This is a genomic window from Porcibacter vitabionis, from assembly GCF_046263795.1.
Taxonomy (GTDB): Bacteria; Bacillota; Clostridia; order Lachnospirales; family Lachnospiraceae; genus Lachnocurva.
In genome coordinates this window covers 21,161-39,908 of the sequence record NZ_JBJYZD010000012.1, presented here as the reverse complement: position 1 = coordinate 39,908, position 18,748 = coordinate 21,161, and the positions used below count along the sequence as shown (strand labels likewise).

The 18,748-nt window shown below is 46.9% G+C and carries 18 protein-coding genes; 17 read left to right on the top strand and 1 reads right to left on the bottom strand.

The window, feature by feature from the left end:
- The first annotated feature begins 89 nt into the window (after positions 1–89).
- The 8 genes from ACKX2L_RS09395 to ACKX2L_RS09360 all read left to right on the top strand — a co-directional run bounded on the left by ACKX2L_RS09395 (position 90) and on the right by ACKX2L_RS09360 (position 6,542).
- Positions 90–1,379, top strand: a complete 1,290-nt coding sequence (locus ACKX2L_RS09395; RefSeq protein ID WP_497553149.1) for a type II secretion system F family protein — start codon at positions 90–92, stop codon at positions 1,377–1,379.
- 93 nt (positions 1,380–1,472) lie between these two features.
- The gene (locus ACKX2L_RS09390; RefSeq protein WP_497551512.1) at positions 1,473–1,667 is read left to right on the top strand and encodes a Flp1 family type IVb pilin; all 195 of its coding nucleotides are present in this window, start codon (positions 1,473–1,475) and stop codon (positions 1,665–1,667) included.
- Positions 1,651–3,183, top strand: coding sequence for a DUF5702 domain-containing protein (locus tag ACKX2L_RS09385; protein WP_497553148.1), 1,533 nt, complete (start codon positions 1,651–1,653; stop codon positions 3,181–3,183). Before ACKX2L_RS09390 ends, ACKX2L_RS09385 begins: the two co-directional genes overlap by 17 nt.
- Positions 3,184–3,425: 242 nt before the next feature.
- Positions 3,426–4,190, top strand: coding sequence for a TadE/TadG family type IV pilus assembly protein (locus tag ACKX2L_RS09380; RefSeq protein WP_497551514.1), 765 nt, complete (start codon positions 3,426–3,428; stop codon positions 4,188–4,190).
- Positions 4,191–4,276: 86 nt separating this feature from the next.
- Positions 4,277–4,696, top strand: coding sequence for a prepilin peptidase (locus tag ACKX2L_RS09375; protein ID WP_497553147.1), 420 nt, complete (start codon positions 4,277–4,279; stop codon positions 4,694–4,696).
- A gap of 52 nt (positions 4,697–4,748) precedes the next feature.
- Complete coding sequence (locus ACKX2L_RS09370; RefSeq protein ID WP_497553146.1) at positions 4,749–5,033, top strand: hypothetical protein; 285 nt, start codon at positions 4,749–4,751, stop codon at positions 5,031–5,033.
- Positions 5,034–5,067: 34 nt separating this feature from the next.
- Positions 5,068–6,081 (top strand): DUF6382 domain-containing protein, encoded by a 1,014-nt coding sequence (locus ACKX2L_RS09365; RefSeq protein ID WP_497553145.1) that lies wholly within the window; start codon positions 5,068–5,070, stop codon positions 6,079–6,081.
- Positions 6,082–6,122: 41 nt separating this feature from the next.
- Complete coding sequence (locus ACKX2L_RS09360) at positions 6,123–6,542, top strand: HIT family protein (RefSeq protein WP_497551518.1); 420 nt, start codon at positions 6,123–6,125, stop codon at positions 6,540–6,542.
- A 67-nt stretch (positions 6,543–6,609) separates the two neighbouring features.
- Here the strand turns inward: ACKX2L_RS09360 and murG are convergent, their stop codons facing one another.
- Positions 6,610–7,683 carry an undecaprenyldiphospho-muramoylpentapeptide beta-N-acetylglucosaminyltransferase gene (gene murG / locus ACKX2L_RS09355; protein WP_497553144.1) on the bottom strand — a complete coding sequence of 358 codons (1,074 nt, stop codon included), beginning with the start codon at positions 7,681–7,683 and terminating at the stop codon, positions 6,610–6,612.
- Positions 7,684–8,060: 377 nt separating this feature from the next.
- On the opposite strand from murG, the gene ACKX2L_RS09350 reads away from it, so the two are divergent.
- The 9 genes from ACKX2L_RS09350 (at position 8,061) to ACKX2L_RS09310 (ending at position 18,745) form a co-directional block, all read left to right on the top strand.
- Positions 8,061–9,323: a cell wall hydrolase gene (locus tag ACKX2L_RS09350; RefSeq protein WP_497553143.1), complete on the top strand. Its 1,263-nt coding sequence runs from the start codon at positions 8,061–8,063 to the stop codon at positions 9,321–9,323.
- A 491-nt stretch (positions 9,324–9,814) separates the two neighbouring features.
- On the top strand, positions 9,815–10,813 hold the full coding sequence (argF, locus tag ACKX2L_RS09345; protein ID WP_497553158.1) for an ornithine carbamoyltransferase: 999 nt from the start codon (positions 9,815–9,817) through the stop codon (positions 10,811–10,813).
- A gap of 25 nt (positions 10,814–10,838) precedes the next feature.
- Complete coding sequence (locus ACKX2L_RS09340; RefSeq protein ID WP_497553142.1) at positions 10,839–11,615, top strand: biotin--[acetyl-CoA-carboxylase] ligase; 777 nt, start codon at positions 10,839–10,841, stop codon at positions 11,613–11,615.
- 92 nt (positions 11,616–11,707) lie between these two features.
- Positions 11,708–12,124 (top strand): DUF6145 family protein, encoded by a 417-nt coding sequence (locus tag ACKX2L_RS09335; protein ID WP_497551522.1) that lies wholly within the window; start codon positions 11,708–11,710, stop codon positions 12,122–12,124.
- Positions 12,125–12,183: 59 nt separating this feature from the next.
- On the top strand, positions 12,184–13,197 hold the full coding sequence (dusB, locus tag ACKX2L_RS09330) for a tRNA dihydrouridine synthase DusB (RefSeq protein ID WP_497553157.1): 1,014 nt from the start codon (positions 12,184–12,186) through the stop codon (positions 13,195–13,197).
- A 280-nt stretch (positions 13,198–13,477) separates the two neighbouring features.
- The gene (locus ACKX2L_RS09325) at positions 13,478–14,725 is read left to right on the top strand and encodes an extracellular solute-binding protein (RefSeq protein WP_497551523.1); all 1,248 of its coding nucleotides are present in this window, start codon (positions 13,478–13,480) and stop codon (positions 14,723–14,725) included.
- A 120-nt stretch (positions 14,726–14,845) separates the two neighbouring features.
- Positions 14,846–16,213: a carbohydrate ABC transporter permease gene (locus ACKX2L_RS09320; protein WP_497551524.1), complete on the top strand. Its 1,368-nt coding sequence runs from the start codon at positions 14,846–14,848 to the stop codon at positions 16,211–16,213.
- Positions 16,210–17,094 carry a sugar ABC transporter permease gene (locus tag ACKX2L_RS09315; protein WP_497553141.1) on the top strand — a complete coding sequence of 295 codons (885 nt, stop codon included), beginning with the start codon at positions 16,210–16,212 and terminating at the stop codon, positions 17,092–17,094. The genes ACKX2L_RS09320 and ACKX2L_RS09315 overlap by 4 nt, the downstream gene beginning before the upstream one ends.
- Positions 17,078–18,745 (top strand): alpha-amylase family glycosyl hydrolase, encoded by a 1,668-nt coding sequence (locus tag ACKX2L_RS09310; RefSeq protein WP_497553140.1) that lies wholly within the window; start codon positions 17,078–17,080, stop codon positions 18,743–18,745. Before ACKX2L_RS09315 ends, ACKX2L_RS09310 begins: the two co-directional genes overlap by 17 nt.
- The last annotated feature ends 3 nt before the right edge of the window (positions 18,746–18,748 follow it).

Sequence of the window (18,748 nt, the reverse complement as noted above, 5' to 3'; positions counted from 1 at the left end):
GGGGCGAAGAGAAAATCAAAGATCGGGAGAAAGGAATCAATCAGGAGTTAGGAACAAAGGAAAATCGCAAGAATAGAGGGGGAGAAGTTATGATTATTTCATTGTTATGTCTGGCAGGTCTGGCCGGTTTTCTGCATTGGCAGAAGACCAGGGGCAGTCCGCTGCCGAAGAAATTGGTGCGGGTTCTGCTTTTGATCGAGTGTCTGGGACTTGTGCTTTCCGTGGGAGATCTGATTCACAGCCATTTTTTGGCAGAGGATACGGTCAAACGACCGGAATATGGAGAAGGCGCGAAAACCTATGAATTTATCGTCAAGAGTGGAAAAAAGAGACTGACTTACGAAGGAAAAACGGCAGAAAGAAGACTTTCTTCCGCTGAGATCCAAAAGAAGTTCAGTCAGGCAGAAAAAGAAATAGATACTTCGCTGGCGGGGGAGAATAAGAGCCTGTCGAAGGTTGAAAGGGATTTGAAGCCACAATCCTCCTATGTGGACGGCTGGGTTGCGGCAAGCTGGAGATTTGAACCGAAGGATCTCATCAAAAATGACGGGACGGTTCTGAATGCAGGTATTGAAAAGACAGAGGTCATCGGTCAGGTGGAGTTGACCTGCCAGGAGACGAAAGTGACTTTGGAGTATCCTTTGGTTCTTTATCCGGCGGATCCGGGGGAGACAGAAGGACTTCGTAAAATTTTGGATCAGGCCTGGTCGGATGCAGAGGATAAATCTTCGGATCAGAAAAAAATGAAACTGCCATTGAAAGCGGGAAAACAGAAGGTTTTTTGGTATGAAAAAGACAGTGGCAGGGGGAGAAATCTATCCATTCTTGGTTTCATTACTGCCTTCGTACTGACTTTTGCCGGGATGGCAGAAAAAAAGAGGAGAAAAGATCAGTATCTCGAAGCGATGAGAGAAGATTATCCGGGAATATTAAACATGCTCTTTCTCTATGTACAATCCGGTATCACGACCAGGGGTGCAATGGAACGGATCGGTCGGACTTATCTGGCAGGTCGGGAGAAGGGAAAGGAAAAACGTCCGGGCTACGAGCTTCTCCTTATGACCATTCGGGAAATGGAGTCCGGAACCGGAGAACAGAAAGCTTATGAGCATATGGGAAGCCGGGCAGGGGAAAGAAGTTTTCGTAAGCTGTCCCTGCTTCTGACACAGAATCTGGCGAGAGGGACGGGTGACCTCCTTTTGCATTTGGAGCGAGAAGCCAGAGAGGCCAGAGAAGAGTCGAAGAATCGGGTTCGTTCGGAGGGTGAGAAGATTTCAACCCGACTCTTACTTCCTATGATGCTTCTCATGGGAGTCGTATTGGCCATTTTGATATTCCCGGCAATGTATGGGATCCAAACAGGGATGTTTGGGGGATAAAAGAAAAAGGGAGTTATGAAATAGAAAATAGAATGCGAAGGTTATGGGGATGAGAGAGTTATGGGACAGGTGATTTGGAAAAAGGAGGAGCCTATGAAAGCAATCAGAGAAATGGGAAAGAAACTTGAAGTGAAGAGATTCTTTCGGGAAGAAGATGGAGCAGGTGTGGTTGAGGTCATATTGATATTGGTCGTTATTATCGGTTTGGTTCTGATTTTTAAAGAGCAGTTGAATGACCTGGTAGATAATATCTTCAGTAAGATCCAGAGAAATGCAAACAATGTTTAATTCCGGCAGGCCGAAAGGCCTATGGGGAGGAACAAGCATCTTCTTCTGCCTGACTTTACTTTCTCTTATGGCAGTTTTCTTTACCTTGGCAGAGGGAGTCAGGATCCTTGCCTTGAACCGGTCCTGTGATCGAATCACGGAAAATAGTACCAATGCCGTGTTCTCGCGGTTTGTAGACTGTTTATGGACAGATTATGGAATCCTTGGTGTAGATATGACCTGTGCGAATCAGGATGACAGCGGAGCCATGCTTTCGGATTATGGCTTGTCCTATGCGGAGGAATGCGGAAATCCAAAGACGTGGACAGGAACAAGCTACCTTCGGATCAAGGCAGATTCCTGTCAGATAAAAAATTACGGACTTCTGACAGATCAGGGAGGGCTGCCCTTCCTTCGCATGGCAGCACAGACAGCGTTGGAGGACTTACCGGAGGATTTGATCGACAAAGCGAAAGAGGGCGTTTCCGGAGAGGAAGGCCAGAATGCGGCGGATTCTCCGGATCAGTTGATCGAGCATGGGAGTCAGGCTTTAGAAGAGATCGAAAAGCAGAAAACAAAGAAGAACGACGACAAAAAGGAGGAACTTTCCCAGGAAGAAAAGGATCGGAGGGAAAGAGAGAAGAAGAAATGGAAGGGTGTCGAAAATCCAATCGGTCTTGCAGAGAAAATGCGAAGCAAGGATATTCTGGATCTCCTTATGCCAAAAGGCAAAACGGTCAGTGACAAGAAAATTGACCTGTCAGATCGGGTATCTCATCGAACATTACAGCAGGGAAATCAAAGGACGGAAGGACTGTCGCCTGTAGAGAGGGGATTATATCAGCAGTATGCCAAAAAAAACTTAGGATTTTGCCTGGAACCAAAGGAAGACGGTTCTTTATCCTATGGGAGTGAATATCTGATCGGCGGCAAAGATAATGATCGGGATAACTTAAAAGAAACCTTGATGCGAATCCTTGCCTTAAGAGAAGGACAGAATTTCATCTCTCTTATGAAGGATCCGGAGAAGACAGCCTTGGCTGAAAGCTTTGCGGCAGTTTTAAGCATTTTCAGCGGTGGCAGTCTGGAGCAGGCAATTAAACTGGCTATCCTGGCTGCATGGGCATTCGTTGAAAGTGTAATGGATCTTCGGGCACTTCTTTCGGGAGAAAAGATTCCTATCCTGAAAAGTAAATCAGAATGGAGATCCTCTCTTACGAATCTGGGGCAGAGTCTCAGCCGGGGGGAGAAGGCAAAAGGGTCGGATCATGGCTTAAATTATGAGGCATATCTTAGTATTTTCCTCCTGGCACTTTCGACCGAAAGACTGGGGTTACGATCTCTGGATCTAATTGAAGCGGATCTATGTTCTCGTCAAGGGTATGAATCGATCCGTATGGATCATCTGATCTATTGCGCAGACCTGGAATGGAACTATTATGCAGATCCGGTCTTTCTTTCCTTTGTGCCCAGTATTCAGGGGAAGGGCGAACTGTATGACTATAAGAGAGAGAAGACTTTTTCCTATCTCACATGATAGGTAAGAAAGGGAATGGAAGGGGGTGCATAGGGGTGTCTCTGGATGATGAAAGAAGTAGTCTGAGAAAAGATTCGGATGGTAAGAACTGTCCGAAAAATGTCAGCCATGGTTTTAGTTTTAAAATCTCTCTTCTTACGCTTCAACTGCTAAATTCCCCTATATGCAGTTCTCAGACTATGAAAAGGGAGACACCCCCATGCACCCCGGCTTTCAGGAAAAGAAAGTATTCTACGGCTTCCATGACAGTCGAAGCTTCCATAGTTCTTCCACTGATTCTCTGTCTTCTTGTCACTTTGATCTTCTTTATGCGGATTCTGACTTTGCAGCATGAGATCGGTCAGATCATGGATGAAACGGTAAGAGAAGGAGCCATCTATGGAACTCCGGTTTCTTTGAATGGAAAGAGAAATCTGGCTCCGAATGACTTTGATGCCAGTCTGCAGGGCCTTCTCAGTGCTCGTTTCTACCAGAAGGTTTTAGAGTCCGATATCGATAAAAAAGAAATTCAAGGCGGCGTCATGGGGCTGAATCTTCTGGCATCTCATGTGGATCGAACGAAGATCCGCCTGACAGTAAACTATGCAGTAAATCTGGAGCTGCCTTTTTTCGGACAAAAGGGCCTTCGGTTGACACAGACAGCAGCCACTCGGCGGTGGGTTGGATGGAATCCTTCGATGGAGGAAAATGATGAAAGCCGCCTGGTTTATGTCACACCAAACGGCAGGGCATATCACTTGAACCGTTCTTGCAGCTATCTGAATATTCGGCTGGAAGCTGTATCGAAATGGGTGCTTCCTATGAAGCGGTCAAATGACGGGTCGAAATACTATGCCTGTCCATTTTGTAAAAACAGGAAATCGGGAACCTATTATATTGCAAATTACGGCAATCGCTATCACAAGGACCGAAACTGCCCGGCGATCAAAAGATCCGTAAGACAGATGAGCCTGAAGGATGCCAAGGCGCATGGCTGCCATGCCTGCAGTAAGTGCGGGGGATCGTAATAAGAAGTCAAGAAAAAGAAGATAGGCGAAGGACCTGGGAAAGAAAGCGAAGCCATGGTTTACAATGTCGGAAAGGATGGATCGGGATGGAAAGTGCCAGTCTGCTTGGTATGCTCGGAATTCTTAGCATCGAAGATTTTCATAAGAGAAAAATAGCCAGCTGGCAGATTCTGGCTTTTGGGATCCTTGGACTATTCTTTCATCTCCTGTTTCAGAGGCTTTCCATTGAAAATCTGCTTGGGGGTCTCATGATCGGTGTCGCCCTTCTTCTGATCTGCCGCCTTTCCGGGGAGCAGATCGGATATGGTGACGGTCTTCTTTTCCTGGTGTCCGGTATCTTCCTGGGTTTCTGGGACAATATGATCCTGCTATGGTTTGCTGCGATTCTAATGGGATTGACCTCCCTCTTTCTCTATCTGATCGGTAAAATTACCAAGAGGGCAAGAGTCCCGTTTATTCCCTTTGTTCTTGTGGCCTATGTGCTGCTTCTTGGCTGGAGATCCTGACACAAGGCAGATACTCTTAACAATACAATGCATTCCATTTGGAGGTGAGGATTTGGAGGCAAAGGAAAGTAGGAAAGAAAAGACAGGCTTTGAAATGGTCGGCCATGCAAAAGCGTGTCTCTGTTTTTTCAACAGATCCTGGGAAGCATCTTATACGGTGGAAGCTGCCATCATTTTTTCCATCTGTTTACTTACTGTCGGTTCTGTGATCCTTCTGGGTTTATCTGTTTATCAGGAGTCGATTTCCATAACAGCAGGCAGGATGGAGGATATGAATGTGACAAAGCGCTTCCGTTTGATCTCTGCAGGAAAGGATATTCTGGAACAACTGAAATAGGAAGGCTTTGGAGATCTTCGGAGAGGGGAAGGGCATGGAGATACTTTATACCAGAAATGCAAATAAGGCGTATATGATTCTGACAGAGTTGGATTCTCTTGAAGAGGGGGAGGAAGAATCCAATTTTGAGACGCAGATGCTGGAGAAAAATGAACTTCATACCTTGATGGGTTATTATCCGGTCAGCTATAACGGAGAAATCCAATATTGGTATGACATCAGTGGCTTGTCTTCTCTTCGAAATTATCTGGATCGGGAGGGCCTGTCCGGGGAGATCCTTTGCCAGCTGGTTATGGACCTCGGTCTGGCAATGAAAGAGATCAACAACTATCTCCTCTCGGAAGGGAAACTCTTCATCAGCCCGGAGACGGTTTATATTTCGCAAAGAGAGGGAAAAATAGAAACAAAGCTTTGCTATTGCCCGGCATTGGAACGCCCTCTCTGGGAGCAGATGCGGGAACTTTTTGAGTTCTTCCTTCCTCTTGTGGATCATGAGAAGAAGGAAGAAATGAATCTCTGCTACAGGCTTTATCGTATCCTTTCGGAGGAGGATATTTCTGTAGATCGTCTCTTGGAAGAAGTGAGCCCCTTAAAGAACTGCGGCGGAGTAAGTAATATTGAAAAAGAGGCGGTCTCTTTCCGGGAGAATTACGGGAGGCCGGAGCCTGAGCAGCCGGGAAGAAGGGAGGCATCCTTTGGAGAAAAAAATAGTGGATGGAAAGGCAAAGAATCAGAAAAAAACCAGGGAAAGGAACTTGGACAATGGAGGGAAAAGGAAAAAGAGTCCGGGAGAAAAAGGGGAGGCAGACCTGCCTCTCAAAGCAGAGTAGAACTTCTCTTTCAAAGGATCCGTGAAAGCATCCGAAACAAAATACATGGAATCTTCGGCGGATTTCGGGATGACAGGAAACTTCTGGAGGAAGATCGAATCTTTGACCCGGAAGACCCTTCTCTGGATCAAAATGGAAGGTTTCAAAAGATTGAGGTCGGTCCGGCGGAATGCTATACTCAGGGAGATAAAAGGAGACCGGACTGGAAAGCATATTAAAGCCCGGTCAGACAGAAATCTTTTGGAAAAAGGAGTAAGGGATGAAAGACGATCAGTGTATTTTCTGTAAGCTGGCAAACGGAGAGATTCCGACCAATACGATCTATGAGGATGAGGACTTCAGAGTCATTCTGGATGCGGATCCGGCTTCGAAGGGCCATGCTTTAATTCTTCCGAAAGAGCATTATCGGAATATTTATGATCTGGATCCGGCTATTGCCGCTAAAATCTTTCCTTTGGCGCAAAAATTAGCAAAACATATGACGGAAGTGCTTCATTGCGACGGCTTCAATATCTTGCAGAACAATAATGAGGTGGCAGGACAATCGGTCTTCCATTTTCATCTGCATCTGATTCCTCGTTATGTGGATCAGCCCAATAAGAATCTTCTGGAATTTTCTCATTGCGGCATGAAAGAAGATGAAATCAAGGCTGTCTGTGAGAAACTGAAGATGAATTAAAACAGAAAAACAGAGCTGAATCGTAAGGAATCAGCTCTGTTTTTGAAAACAATGAAATCTCCGGCAATCAGCCCTTTTCTTTGATCGCCTGATTGAGAAGTCCCACGATTTTGGTAATGGAGTCGATGCCCTGCTTCTGGTTCATGGCATCGATATAGGTCTGACGATCTTTATAGACTTCCCGGACGGCAGAGGTCAAAATATCGGCATTGATGCTTTCTTCTTCCAATACTTTGGAGAAGCCCTGCTTTTCAAAAGATTTGGCATTCAGGATCTGGTCGCCACGACTGGCATTTTTGGACAGGGGGATCAGAATATTCGGCTTCCTCAAAGCAAGGAGTTCGCAGATGGCATTTGCTCCGGCTCTGGAAATAATGAGATTGGCGCAGGCAAAGAGATCCGGCAGCTCTTTTGAGATGTATTCATACTGGCGGTATCCGGTTCGGCCTTCCAATTTCGGATCCAGATGACCTTTCCCACAGAGATGGATGATCTGGAAGTCCTGCAAAAGTTGATCGAGGGAACCGCGGACGGCATTGTTAATGAAAACGGACCCCTGACTTCCGCCGATGATGAGAAGAACCGGTTTTTCTGAGTTGAATCCGGTAAAGGAAAGTCCCTTTTCAGGGTCGCCCTTCATCAATTCCTGACGAATCGGCGTACCGGTCAGGACACCCTTGCCGGATTCGATTTTCGATACAGTTTCCGGGAAATTACAGCAGACCTTCACGGCGCCCCTCATGGCAATTCGGTTAGCCAGGCCCGGAGTCATATCGGACTCATGGATCAGGGCCGGAATATGAAGGCTTCTGGCAGCCAGAACCACCGGCACGGAAACGAAACCGCCCTTGGAGAAAATGACATCGGGCTTTATTTTTCGAAGAAGAGATATGGATTGAAAATAGCCGTGCAGAACTCGGAAAGGATCGGAAAAGTTCTTCCAGTTGAAGTAACGGCGGAGTTTGCCGGAGGATATGCCGTAATAGGGAACCCCCTGGGCCTCGATCAGTTCTTTCTCCATTCCCTTGTAAGATCCGATATAGGAAATCTCAAAACCGTCTTCACGGAGTGCCGGTAATAGTGCAATATTCGGAGTGACATGGCCGGCAGTGCCGCCACCGGTCAAAACAATTTTCTTCATTACCTGATACCTTCTTCATTATCGATTGTTATAGATTCGGTAGTTATCAATGATTGATTACGCCTTGCTTCGCTGCTTCTCGGCTTCGGACACTATAATCAACATAACAATTAAATGCCCGAAACTACGGAATGTCAAGGCAGATCAGAAACATCTTGAATCCATATCTAAAATATCGTGACCACTGTCGAGAGCATGGCGCAGCCATAGCAGTCATAGAAATTTGACAATTCTGAAAGCTTATGCTATATTGCTTGTAACACAAATGTAACAAACGAAACATTTCGGGTTACATTTTGCAAAAACAGTAGAAATTTGTTCAGAAAAAATTTTAGCTGAGTAGGATGAAGTAACATAAGGCATCATTTAGGAGGCTTATGGGTATATCAAGAAGAAATATCTACCAGGCGGCAGCGGTTTTGGCAGTTGGAGCTATGCTGACGGCCGGCGCTTACCGAATTCCGGAAAGGGAAAGCCGAATGGCGCAGGATACAGTCACAAGCAATGGTCTGGCTGGTGTGACAGCGGCAATCGGAGTGATGCAGGTATCTGCAGGAACTGAGACAGATAAATATGCTGCAAATCTTGTTGCAAGCGGGAAGAATGGAGAAACTTCTGCAGATACAGATCAAGCAAATGCGAGAGCACAGGATGATGAGACTTCTACAAAATCCTCTGCTGTACAGTATCCGGAATGGGCCAATCGCCTGATTGCAAATGTTGATACTTCCGCAAATGTAAGGAATTCTGCTTCCGAATCCGGAAGCGTCGTCGGTAAGATGCGAAAAGGCGATGTGGCAGAGATCTTAGGAGAAGAGAACGGCTGGTATCAGATCCGGTCGGGAAATCTCAGCGGATATATCAGTTCTGCCTATGCTCTGGTCGGTGACAGTGCAAAGGCACTTGCAGATCAGGTCTGCCCGACTACAGCTAAGGTTACAGCGGATGCGGCCCGGGTGCGTGAACTTCCGGATGTGACTTCCGGCATCGTTTCTGCACTTTATCAAAATAACGAAGTATCTGTTCGTACAGACCAGACGCCGGTGGACGGATGGATCGCTGTTTCGGTCAATGGAAAGAACGGATTCATTAAGAGCGAATTGGTGTCTGTTTCTCAGAAGCTTGGAACGGGTATCACCAATGAAGAAGAGGCGGCGCTGATTGCCGCTCAGAAGAAGGCCGAAGAAGAGGCCGCTGCCAAAAAGGCGGCAGCAGAGGCTGCACAGAAGGCAAAAAATGAAGCGAAAGCAAAGGCACAGGCAGATGCTCAGGCCACGGCAGTAAGTCAGAAGGAAAGCTATGCGGCGACGGCGGATGATGTAACGATTCTGGCTGCGATCATTCAGCATGAAGCCGGTAATGAGATCTATCAGGGACAGGTAGCAGTCGGTTCCGTTGTCATGAACCGGGTACGTTCTTCCCGCTTTCCGAACACGGTTCGCGGTGTCATTTTCCAGAGTGGCCAGTTCACCAATGCACAGGCCCTCGACCAGGTGATCGCAAGGGGATTGAAGCAGTCCTGCATCAACGCAGCACAGGAAGCCCTGAACGGAAGCGATGTGGTCGGAGGAAGAGTCTCTTTCCGGCCGGTAAGAAGCGGTCGATCCGGCCTTGTCATCGGAAATCATGTTTTCTTCTGATGGAAGATCAAATGATGATAGTGTCAATTGCCACCATGCGTAATTAAAAATGAGTGACAAAAGGTGCTTTTGACACTCCTATTGAATGATGAGATATGTGAAATAAGGTTTCGAAAGACAAGCTTCGAGGCCTTATTTTTGTCTGTTTTTTGTTTGCCCCAATTTTTGTTTGATCCAATTTTTGTTTGATCCAAGTTAGGGTCTTCGGTAAAAGTCACACCGTCTTCTTCCCTTGTCAGGATTTCACCGCCTTCTGTCCTTGTCAGGATTTCACCGCCTTCTTCCCTTGTCAGGATTCCACCGCTTCTCCATCTCTTCTCAACATTCCAGGAAATCGCCTCTGTCCGGTTTCCATATGGCTTGAAATAGTGTAGAATCGAGTAAATCAGGAAAAATAAAAAAGAAAATAAAAAGAAAATAAAAAAGAAAAGACAAAAAGGAAAGCGAAAAGGGAAAAGAAGAAGGAGGATTAGACAGACATGGCTTCTAATATTGATTTAACAGGCAGAGATTTCTTAAAGCTTCTGGATTACACGCCGGAGGAAATTCAGTATCTGATCGACCTTGCGGCCCGGTTGAAGGCAGAAAAGAAGGCGCATAAGAACCAGAAAGTCTTAGAAGGCCGGAATGTTGCCCTGATCTTCGAGAAGACGTCGACCCGGACCCGCTGCTCCTTTGAGGTGGCTGCACACGACCTCGGCATGGGGACCACCTATCTCGATCCATCCGGATCTCAGATCGGGAAAAAGGAAAGTATCGCCGACACAGCCCGTGTGCTCAGCCGTATGTTTGACGGCATCGAGTATCGCGGTTTCGGACAGGAGATCGTGGAGGAACTGGCCAGATATGCCGATGTCCCTGTATGGAACGGCCTGACCAATGACTTCCATCCGACCCAGATGATCGCCGACATGCTGACCATCCAGGAACACTTCGGTCATCTCAAGGGAATCCGCCTGGTCTATATGGGCGATGCCCGCTATAACATGGGCAATTCCCTGATGGTGACTTGTGCAAAGCTTGGCATGGATTTCGTCGCCTGCACGAATCCGAAGTATTATCCGGCAGAGGACCTTGTTTCGAAATGTAGAGCGATCGCAAAGGAAACCGGTGGCAGCATTACATTGACGGACAGTGTGGAAGAAGGCTGTAAGGACTGTGATGTGATCTATACGGACGTCTGGGTTTCCATGGGTGAACCAACGGAAGTTTGGAAGGAAAGGATCGACGCCCTGCTTCCTTACCAGGTCAATGAGAAGGCCTTTTCATATGCCAAGGATCAGGCAGTCTTCATGCACTGCCTGCCCGCCTATCATGATCAAAAGACCGGTGTCGGAAGGTCCGTTTACGAAAAATTCGGTCTGAAAGAAGTTGAAGTGACAAACGAAGTCTTTGAAAGCCCCCGTTCCATCGTATTCGATGAGGCAGAAAACCGCATGCATACGATTAAAGCCATTATGTATGCAACTCTTGGGGCAGATCGGGCTTAAGAACCATTGACAAGAATCGTGAACTATGCAGAAGATCACACATTTTTATTTTGATGAAATTGACTCCACAAACGACGAATTAAAGCGCCGTTTCCATAGCGATGACAGGCCTGTCGACTGGACGGTCGTCTCTGCCGGTCATCAGACCGCCGGAAAGGGCAGAAGCGGCCATGAGTGGAAATCCCCGACAGAAGATTCGGTGGCAACCAGTCTGATATTCTATCCGAAAGTTCAGATCCGGCATGTACCGAGACTGACGATCCTGTCCGGAATGGCCATGGCTGCGGCTCTGGAAAAACTCTATGCCCTTCCGACGCGGCTGAAATGGCCCAATGATGTCCTGGTCCATGAGAGAAAAATCTGCGGGATCCTCTGCGAGATGGAGCCGGAGGGTGACCACGCGGCCTATGTCATCGTTGGCATTGGTGTCAATGTCCACCAGAAAGATTTTCCGGAAGACATTCGGGATATGGCAACTTCTGTAGATCTGGAATTGAAAAAAAACGGGCAGAAGATGCAGTCCAGCCGGAAAGACATTGATCGGCAGATCTGGCTGGAATTTGCCCGCCTCTATCAGGAGTTCGAGAAAACCGAGGACCTGTCCGATCTTCTGGATGATTATAACAAGCGTCTGGTAAATGTAAACCAGACCGTTCGTGTCCTGGATCCTCTGGGAGAGTATCAGGGGAAGTCCCTGGGCATTGACCGCCAGGGAGACCTTTTGGTCCAAAGAGAAGATGGCAGTATTGTTGCCGTAGATTCCGGTGAAGTCCATGTCCGCGGTATCTATGGCTATGTATGATTGATTACAAGTCAGAAGTCTGCCGCCACGTGTAGTTTTACCTAACATTTCGGATCAGAGAATAAACATTTTTAATCAAAGAAAGACAAGCAATGAATTATCAGAACCAGGTGGTGCTTTGCGGCGCCAGCAGATATACCAAAAAATTTTATTTAAATCCGGATTTTGATTCCCTTCCGGAGGATATCAAGAAGGAATTGAAGATCCTCTGCGTCCTTTTCACAGCGGACGTCGGAGGGACCATCGAGTTGGTTTTCGATGAGACCGGTGATATACAGATCGTAACAGATGCGGAAGAAGGCGATGCGACTTATGATGAGATCGGATCGGTCCTGAAGGTCAAACAGCTTCAAAGAGAGCAGGGAGAACTTTTTGAAAAACTGACGGCCTACTACAGGGTCTTTGCCATGGGCATGGATCCCGAGCGGCTGACGGACCCGGACTACCTGAAGGAATTCGGGATCGATCTGGAAGAAGAGGAAGAAGAGTGGCAGAGGACGACCAAATGATCAAAGAGACAAATACTGATGGAGCCGTTCGGGAGAGCCGGTGCGAAAGGGATCCGGGCATGCCTGAAAGAAAGGCTCTGACAGCAGAGAAAACCACATGGTCCCCGGCCCTTCATCCTTTGAAGATCGGCGGCGTCTCTCTGGAAAACAACTTGATTCTGGCACCTATGGCAGGCGTAAGCGACCTGCCATTTCGTTTGTTATGCAGGGAAATGGGCGCCGGTCTGGTCTGCATGGAGATGGTCAGCGCCAAAGCAATTCTCTATCACAACAAAAATACCAAGGCACTTCTAGAGATCGATCCCAAGGAAAGACCGGTTTCTCTCCAGCTTTTCGGAAGCGATCCCGGAATTATGGCAGAGATAGCAAAGCAAATCGAAGACCTGCCCTTTGATATCCTCGATATCAATATGGGCTGCCCGGTTCCCAAGGTTGTGAATAACGGGGAAGGGTCTGCCCTTATGAAGGACCCCCTTCTGGTTGGAAAAATCGTAAAGGCAGTCTCGTCCGCCATTCAGAAACCGGTTACGGTCAAGATCCGAAAGGGCTTCTATGAAGGAGACAGGACGGCGCCGGAGATCGCCCATGTAGCAGAGGAGTCAGGCGCTGCGGCAATTGCAGTACACGGCCGAACCCGGGAACAGTACTACAGAGGTAAGGCCGACTGGACCATCATTCGCGATGTCAAAGAAAAAGTCCATTCGATCCCGGTCTTGGGTAACGGCGATCTCTTGTCCGGGGAAAATATAGACCAGATGTACGCAGAAACCGGCTGCGACGGCTTCCTCATCGCTCGAGGAGCGCAGGGAAACCCCTGGATCTTCCGCCAGATGATTCACTACCTTACGACCGGCAAAGAGGAAAAACGGCCGGACCTTCAAGAAATGAAGGCCATGATGCTGCGCCATGCCCGCCGCATGATCGAGTTCAAGGGCGAAGACATCGGTATGCGGGAGATGAGAAAGCATGCCGCCTGGTATACCATGGGTTATCGCGGCGCATCCGCCTTCCGGAGAGAAGTGAATCAGGTGACCTCCTACCGGGATCTGGAGAAACTCTTGGAAAATATATAGCAGACTCTGCGCAAGAAAACGAAAACTTTTCGGAAACCGTTCCCGACAAACAAAGCGGTAATTTCAATTCATCCCATTCAAAATTCCAAAAATTCAATTATTTATGCCAAAAAAGCAATAATATTAGCAAATTCGACTGTAAAACTGTGCAACGTGCATAAAATTCAAGTTTAAATTCTGTTTAATTCATAGCATTGATTTTGAAAACGTTTACAAATAGAATAGGTTCATCAGCGAAAACGTTTCCGACGTTTTAAGTAGTATTTGAGGGAGGTATGAGATGAAATTTAAAAAAGCCACAGCACTAGTACTTTCAGCAGCAACAGTTGCTTCCATGGTGACTGCATGCGGATCAGGGAGTAAGACGGAGACCAAAACCACTTCGAAAAAGAGCGAGAGCAAGGAAGTGACCCTTACCGTTTGGGGACCTCAGGAAGATCAGTCCGATGAAAACGGCAAGTGGCTTCAGACCGAGTGCGAGAACTTCGCCAAGGAGCACTCAGACTGGAAGATCACATTCAAGTATGGCACATGCTCAGAAGGTGATGCCGGAAAGAACGTCACAAAGGATCCGACAGCAGCGGCTGATGTTTACATGTTCGCAAATGATCAGATTGGTACTCTTGTGAATGCCAATGCGATCTCAGAGCTTGGCGGTGAGACGGTAGATAAAATCAAGAAGAGCAATTCCGATGCCGTTGTGAATTCCGTTACCTACAAGGACGGAATCTATGGCGTTCCTTTCACCGGAAATACCTGGTTTATGTATTACAACAAAGATGTCTTCACAGAAGATGACGTAAAGAGCCTTGACACCATGATGCAGAAGGGCAAGGTTGCATTTCAGCTGTCCAATGGCTGGTATATCGGTGCCTTCTATGCTGCAAACGGAGCAACCTTCTTCGGAAAGGACGGTCAGGATGAAAAGGCCGGCATTCAGCTGGGCGATAATGCATCTCAGGTAACAGACTATTTGATCGATGCTGTAGCAAGCGGAAAGCTTGTCAATGATGCCGACGGATCCGGACTTTCAAACTTCGGTAAGGGCATCGATGCATTCTTCTCCGGCTCCTGGGATTATCAGAATGCTCAGAAGCAGATCGGAGCAGACAAGCTTGGCGTTGCAACCCTTCCGACCATCAATATCGGCGGAGAAGCAAAGCAGATGAAATCCTTCGGAGGATCTAAGGCAATCGGTGTAAACCCGAACTGCAAGAATCAGGAAGTTGCCGTTGCACTGGCATCTTATCTTGGTTCTACCAAGGCTCAGGAAGATCACTATAAGACTAGAAACATTATTCCTACCGATACTTCTATCGATGTAAAAAGCGATGTGCTGGCAACCGTTCAGGCTGAAACCATTGATAAGAATTCCATCCTTCAGCCTTCCTTTAAGGCAATGGGCAACTGGTGGGATCCGGCTGCAGCCATGGGTAACAATATCCTCAGCGGTAAGATTACCAAGGATAGCTCTGCTGAACAGACCGCAAAGCTGCAGGAACAGATCAATGCCTCTGCAGTTGACTGATGAATGAAGCAAGAATTCATCTCTGATGTTTAGGCCGGAATAATTTTACGAAGAAGTACGCGGCTGGAGCTTTCTCTGGCCGCGTTTTTAAATGAATTTTAGAAAAGCGATGGAATCAAAATGACAGCTACGGCACTATCTGAACATAAATATAAGTATACCGTGAAGAACGCTTTGAAATACGGAGACTTTAAGACAAGGCTTTCCTGCATTTTCATGGGATTCGGTCTCATGACGCATAAGCAGTTTTTAAAGGGGCTGATTGTATTCCTCTTTGAAATAGCCTTTGTTGTCTTCATGGTCAAAAATGGATGTGATAATCTTATCAAACTGCCAGGGCTTGGAGATCAAGCACAGGGCAAGGTATGGAATGAATCAAAGGGCGTTTTTGAATATTCCAAAGGAGATAATTCCCTTCTGATTCTTTTGTATGGAGTTATTACATTATTTGTCATTGCGGCAATCGTTCTTCTCTGGGTTCTTCAGTTAAGACAGTCTTATCATTGCCAGGTTCTCATGGAAAATGACGAACATGTTCCTACGCCAATTGAGGATTTGATTACCCTGACAGATAAAAAACTCCATGTAACCCTGATGACACTTCCCTGCTTAGGAATCCTGATATTTAATATCGTTCCGCTCGTATTCATGATTTCAATGGCCTTTACCAACTATTCGGTGGAAGGAGATCATCTGACGCTCTTTGACTGGGATGGATTGAAACAGTTTGGCCGGGTTCTCAATATGAAGGGAAATATCGGGCGCCAGTTCTGGGGCGTTTTAGCATGGACCCTGATCTGGGCTATCTTTGCCACCTTCTTAAACTATATCCTGGGCATGATCCTGGCCTTGATTATTAACCGGAAAGACACACACTGGAAGGCATTCTGGAGATTCTGTTTTGTTTTATCCATTGCAGTACCACAGTTCGTTTCCCTTCTTATTATGAGAACCATGCTGCAGCCACAGGGTGCAGTGAATGTCCTGCTTCAGGAGTGGGGATTGATTTCCAAGCCACTGCCTTTCTTCACCAATACGATTTGGGCAAGAGTCACAGTCATTGTGATTAACCTTTGGGTTGGTATCCCTTATACCATGCTGCAGGTAACTGGTATTCTGCAGAATATCCCGGCCGAGTTGAACGAAGCAGCCAGGGTAGACGGAGCCGGTCCGGCGACGATTTTCTTCAAGATCACCCTTCCCTACATGCTCTTTATTACAACGCCTTATCTGATCACCTCTTTCTGCGGAAATATTAATAACTTCAACGTTATTTTCCTTCTTTCCGGAGGTGGACCGACCGAACTCGGAGATACCGCCGGTAAGACAGATCTTCTGGTTACATGGCTTTATAAACTGACGATCAACCAGCAGTACTACAATATCGGCGCTGTCATCGGCATCTTCACCTTTGTAATTCTTACGGTTATAACGCTTGTAACTTACAGAAATTCAAGTTCCTATAAGGATGAGGAGGCGTTTCGATGAGTCAGATCAAACATGCGACAAGACGGAAATATATAAATGCAAGAAAACTGGTCGTAAACATCATTGTTCACGCCTTTCTGGCGGTCCTGGCTTTTCTCTGGGTCATGCCGATTGTCTGGATTGTGTTAACAAGCTTTCGAAAAGAACCGGGGTCTTATGTGGATACCTTCTTTCCCAAGCATTATACATTGAATAACTATGTAAAACTTTTCACGGATCATAACGTGCTGAACTTCCCACGGATGTTCATCAATACACTGGTGATCGCTGTGGTTACCTGCATTATCTGCACCTTCTTTGTTCTCTCGGTTTCCTACTGCCTGTCACGCATGAGATTTAAGTTCCGGAAGCCTTATATGAACATAGCCATGATCCTCGGCCTCTTCCCGGGCTTTATGTCCATGGTTGCACAGTATTATATCCTGAAAGCCATGGGACTTCTGAAGGGACAGGGTATTATCATTGCACTGATGCTGGTCTATTCCGCGTGCTCCGGCATGGGCTTCCAGATCGCCAAGGGATTCTTTGATACGGTTCCTCTTTCGATCGATGAAGCCGCTATTATTGACGGCGCAACCCAGTGGCAGGTTTTTACCAGGATCACTATGCCCTTGTCCAAGCCGATTATCATCTATACGGTTTTGACCTCCTTCATCGGACCCTGGGTAGATTTCATTTTTGCCAGTGTCATCTGTGGAGCAAATTCAGACCAATATACCGTGGCCATCGGTCTCTGGAATATGCTGCAGAAGGAATATATCCATCAGTGGTATACCTCCTTTGCGGCAGGCGCAGTTGTCGTCTCGATTCCGATCGCTGTCTTATTTATGTTCATGCAGAAATATTATGTAGAAGGAGTTACCGGTGCGGTTAAAGGCTAAGAGAGTTCGTGTTCTTTTCGCTTTTTTCCTCCTTTTGTCCCTCCTTTCGGGCTGTTTTTCCGCTTGCGGAGAGACGGCCCAAACCCCATCCGGAGGGAAAACAGTGCAGATGGATACGGTAAACCGAACCCTTAAGAAATGTAAGGCGGATGGCTTTTATGGGACGACATATGAGATCTGTCCCTATGCCTTTGCCGATACCAATGGAGATGGGATCGGAGATCTGAAAGGAATCGAAAAGAAACTGGATTATCTGAATGACGGCAAGAAGGAATCGGAACAAAGCCTTGGTGTCGATGGCATCTGGCTGACACCGGTTTCAAAAGCCTATTCCTATCACAAATACGATGTTGTGGACTATAAATCGATCGATCCGGATTTCGGCAGTATGGAGGACTACGAGGATCTCATCCAAAAGTGCCATAAAAGAGGCATGAAAGTCTATTATGACCTCGTTATCAACCATACTTCGGATCACCATCCCTGGTTCTTAAGTGCCGCTCAGTATCTGAAAAGCCTGGGAGATCAGAATCCGGATCCTTCGCAGTGCCCTTATTTCGATTATTATCATTTCTCCCGGGAACAAAAAGACGGTTATGTGAAACTGGCTGGGAGCCAGTGGTACTATGAGGCTCGTTTCTGGAGCGGAATGCCGGATCTGAATCTGGACAGCCAGGCAGTCAGAAGTGAAATCAAAGACATTATGAAGTTCTGGCTGGACAGGAAGGTTGACGGCTTCCGCCTGGATGCGGTTACTTCCTATTATACAGGGGATGAGAAAGCCAATATTGCTTTCTTAAAGTGGCTGAAGGATACAGCGGAAGGCATTCGAAAGAATGTCTACCTGGTTGGCGAGGCATGGACCAATCAGCTGGAATATGCTTCTTATTACCAGAGCGGCGTGGATTCCTTCTTTGATTTTGCTTTTGCAGATGACAGCGGAGTTATCACAGGAACCAGTCGGGGAAGCTATAATGCCCTGCAATTTGCCAAAGCCCTGGTCAAAGAAGAAGACCTGTATGCGAAAAATAATCCCAATGCCATCAATGCCCCCTTCTATACCAATCATGATATGGCCCGGTCAGCAGGATACTATGCCGGAATGAAAAAGGCCAGGGCGAAGACCAAGGTCGCGGGTGCCTTGAACCTTATGACCCGGGGCAATGCCTTCGTCTATTATGGAGAGGAACTCGGTATGAAGGGATCCGGAAAGGATGAGGACAAGAGACAGCCTATGCTCTGGACCGGGAAAAAGGATGGCAAGTACATGTGTGATCCTCCGGTCGGTTCGGACGACGTCAAAATGGTTTATCCGGCTTATGATAAGCAGAAGTCGGATCCGCTTTCTATCTATAATTATTATCGGAATGCGATTCGGATCCGGTCAGCTTTCCCGGAAATTGCAGAAGGAAAGACCAGGGTTGACGAGAAACGAAGTACAAAGAATACCGCTGTCATGGTGAAGGAATGGAAGGGAAAGAAGGTCATGCTTGTTTTGAATCTGTCGAAAAAGACCGAAAAGGTGGATCTAAGTGGATCGGGATTCGACAAGCTGGCTGCGGTTTTAAATGTTTCGACGGCAGAGGTCAAGTACGAGAAGAAGTCGCTTACCATTCCTTCTTATGATATAGCAGTACTGACGGAGAAATAACCA

Coding starts and splice junctions, on each gene's coding strand:
- ACKX2L_RS09350 (WP_497553143.1), top strand. CDS start 8,061: ATGGGTATATCAAGAAGAAATATCTACCAGGCGGCAGCGGTTTTGGCA.
- ACKX2L_RS09335 (WP_497551522.1), top strand. CDS start 11,708: ATGAATTATCAGAACCAGGTGGTGCTTTGCGGCGCCAGCAGATATACC.
- ACKX2L_RS09385 (WP_497553148.1), top strand. CDS start 1,651: ATGCAAACAATGTTTAATTCCGGCAGGCCGAAAGGCCTATGGGGAGGA.
- murG (WP_497553144.1), bottom strand. CDS start 7,683: ATGAAGAAAATTGTTTTGACCGGTGGCGGCACTGCCGGCCATGTCACT.
- ACKX2L_RS09315 (WP_497553141.1), top strand. CDS start 16,210: ATGAGTCAGATCAAACATGCGACAAGACGGAAATATATAAATGCAAGA.
- ACKX2L_RS09320 (WP_497551524.1), top strand. CDS start 14,846: ATGACAGCTACGGCACTATCTGAACATAAATATAAGTATACCGTGAAG.
- ACKX2L_RS09340 (WP_497553142.1), top strand. CDS start 10,839: ATGCAGAAGATCACACATTTTTATTTTGATGAAATTGACTCCACAAAC.
- dusB (WP_497553157.1), top strand. CDS start 12,184: ATGCCTGAAAGAAAGGCTCTGACAGCAGAGAAAACCACATGGTCCCCG.
- ACKX2L_RS09325 (WP_497551523.1), top strand. CDS start 13,478: ATGAAATTTAAAAAAGCCACAGCACTAGTACTTTCAGCAGCAACAGTT.
- ACKX2L_RS09390 (WP_497551512.1), top strand. CDS start 1,473: ATGAAAGCAATCAGAGAAATGGGAAAGAAACTTGAAGTGAAGAGATTC.
- ACKX2L_RS09375 (WP_497553147.1), top strand. CDS start 4,277: ATGGAAAGTGCCAGTCTGCTTGGTATGCTCGGAATTCTTAGCATCGAA.
- ACKX2L_RS09365 (WP_497553145.1), top strand. CDS start 5,068: ATGGAGATACTTTATACCAGAAATGCAAATAAGGCGTATATGATTCTG.
- ACKX2L_RS09380 (WP_497551514.1), top strand. CDS start 3,426: ATGACAGTCGAAGCTTCCATAGTTCTTCCACTGATTCTCTGTCTTCTT.
- ACKX2L_RS09395 (WP_497553149.1), top strand. CDS start 90: ATGATTATTTCATTGTTATGTCTGGCAGGTCTGGCCGGTTTTCTGCAT.
- ACKX2L_RS09360 (WP_497551518.1), top strand. CDS start 6,123: ATGAAAGACGATCAGTGTATTTTCTGTAAGCTGGCAAACGGAGAGATT.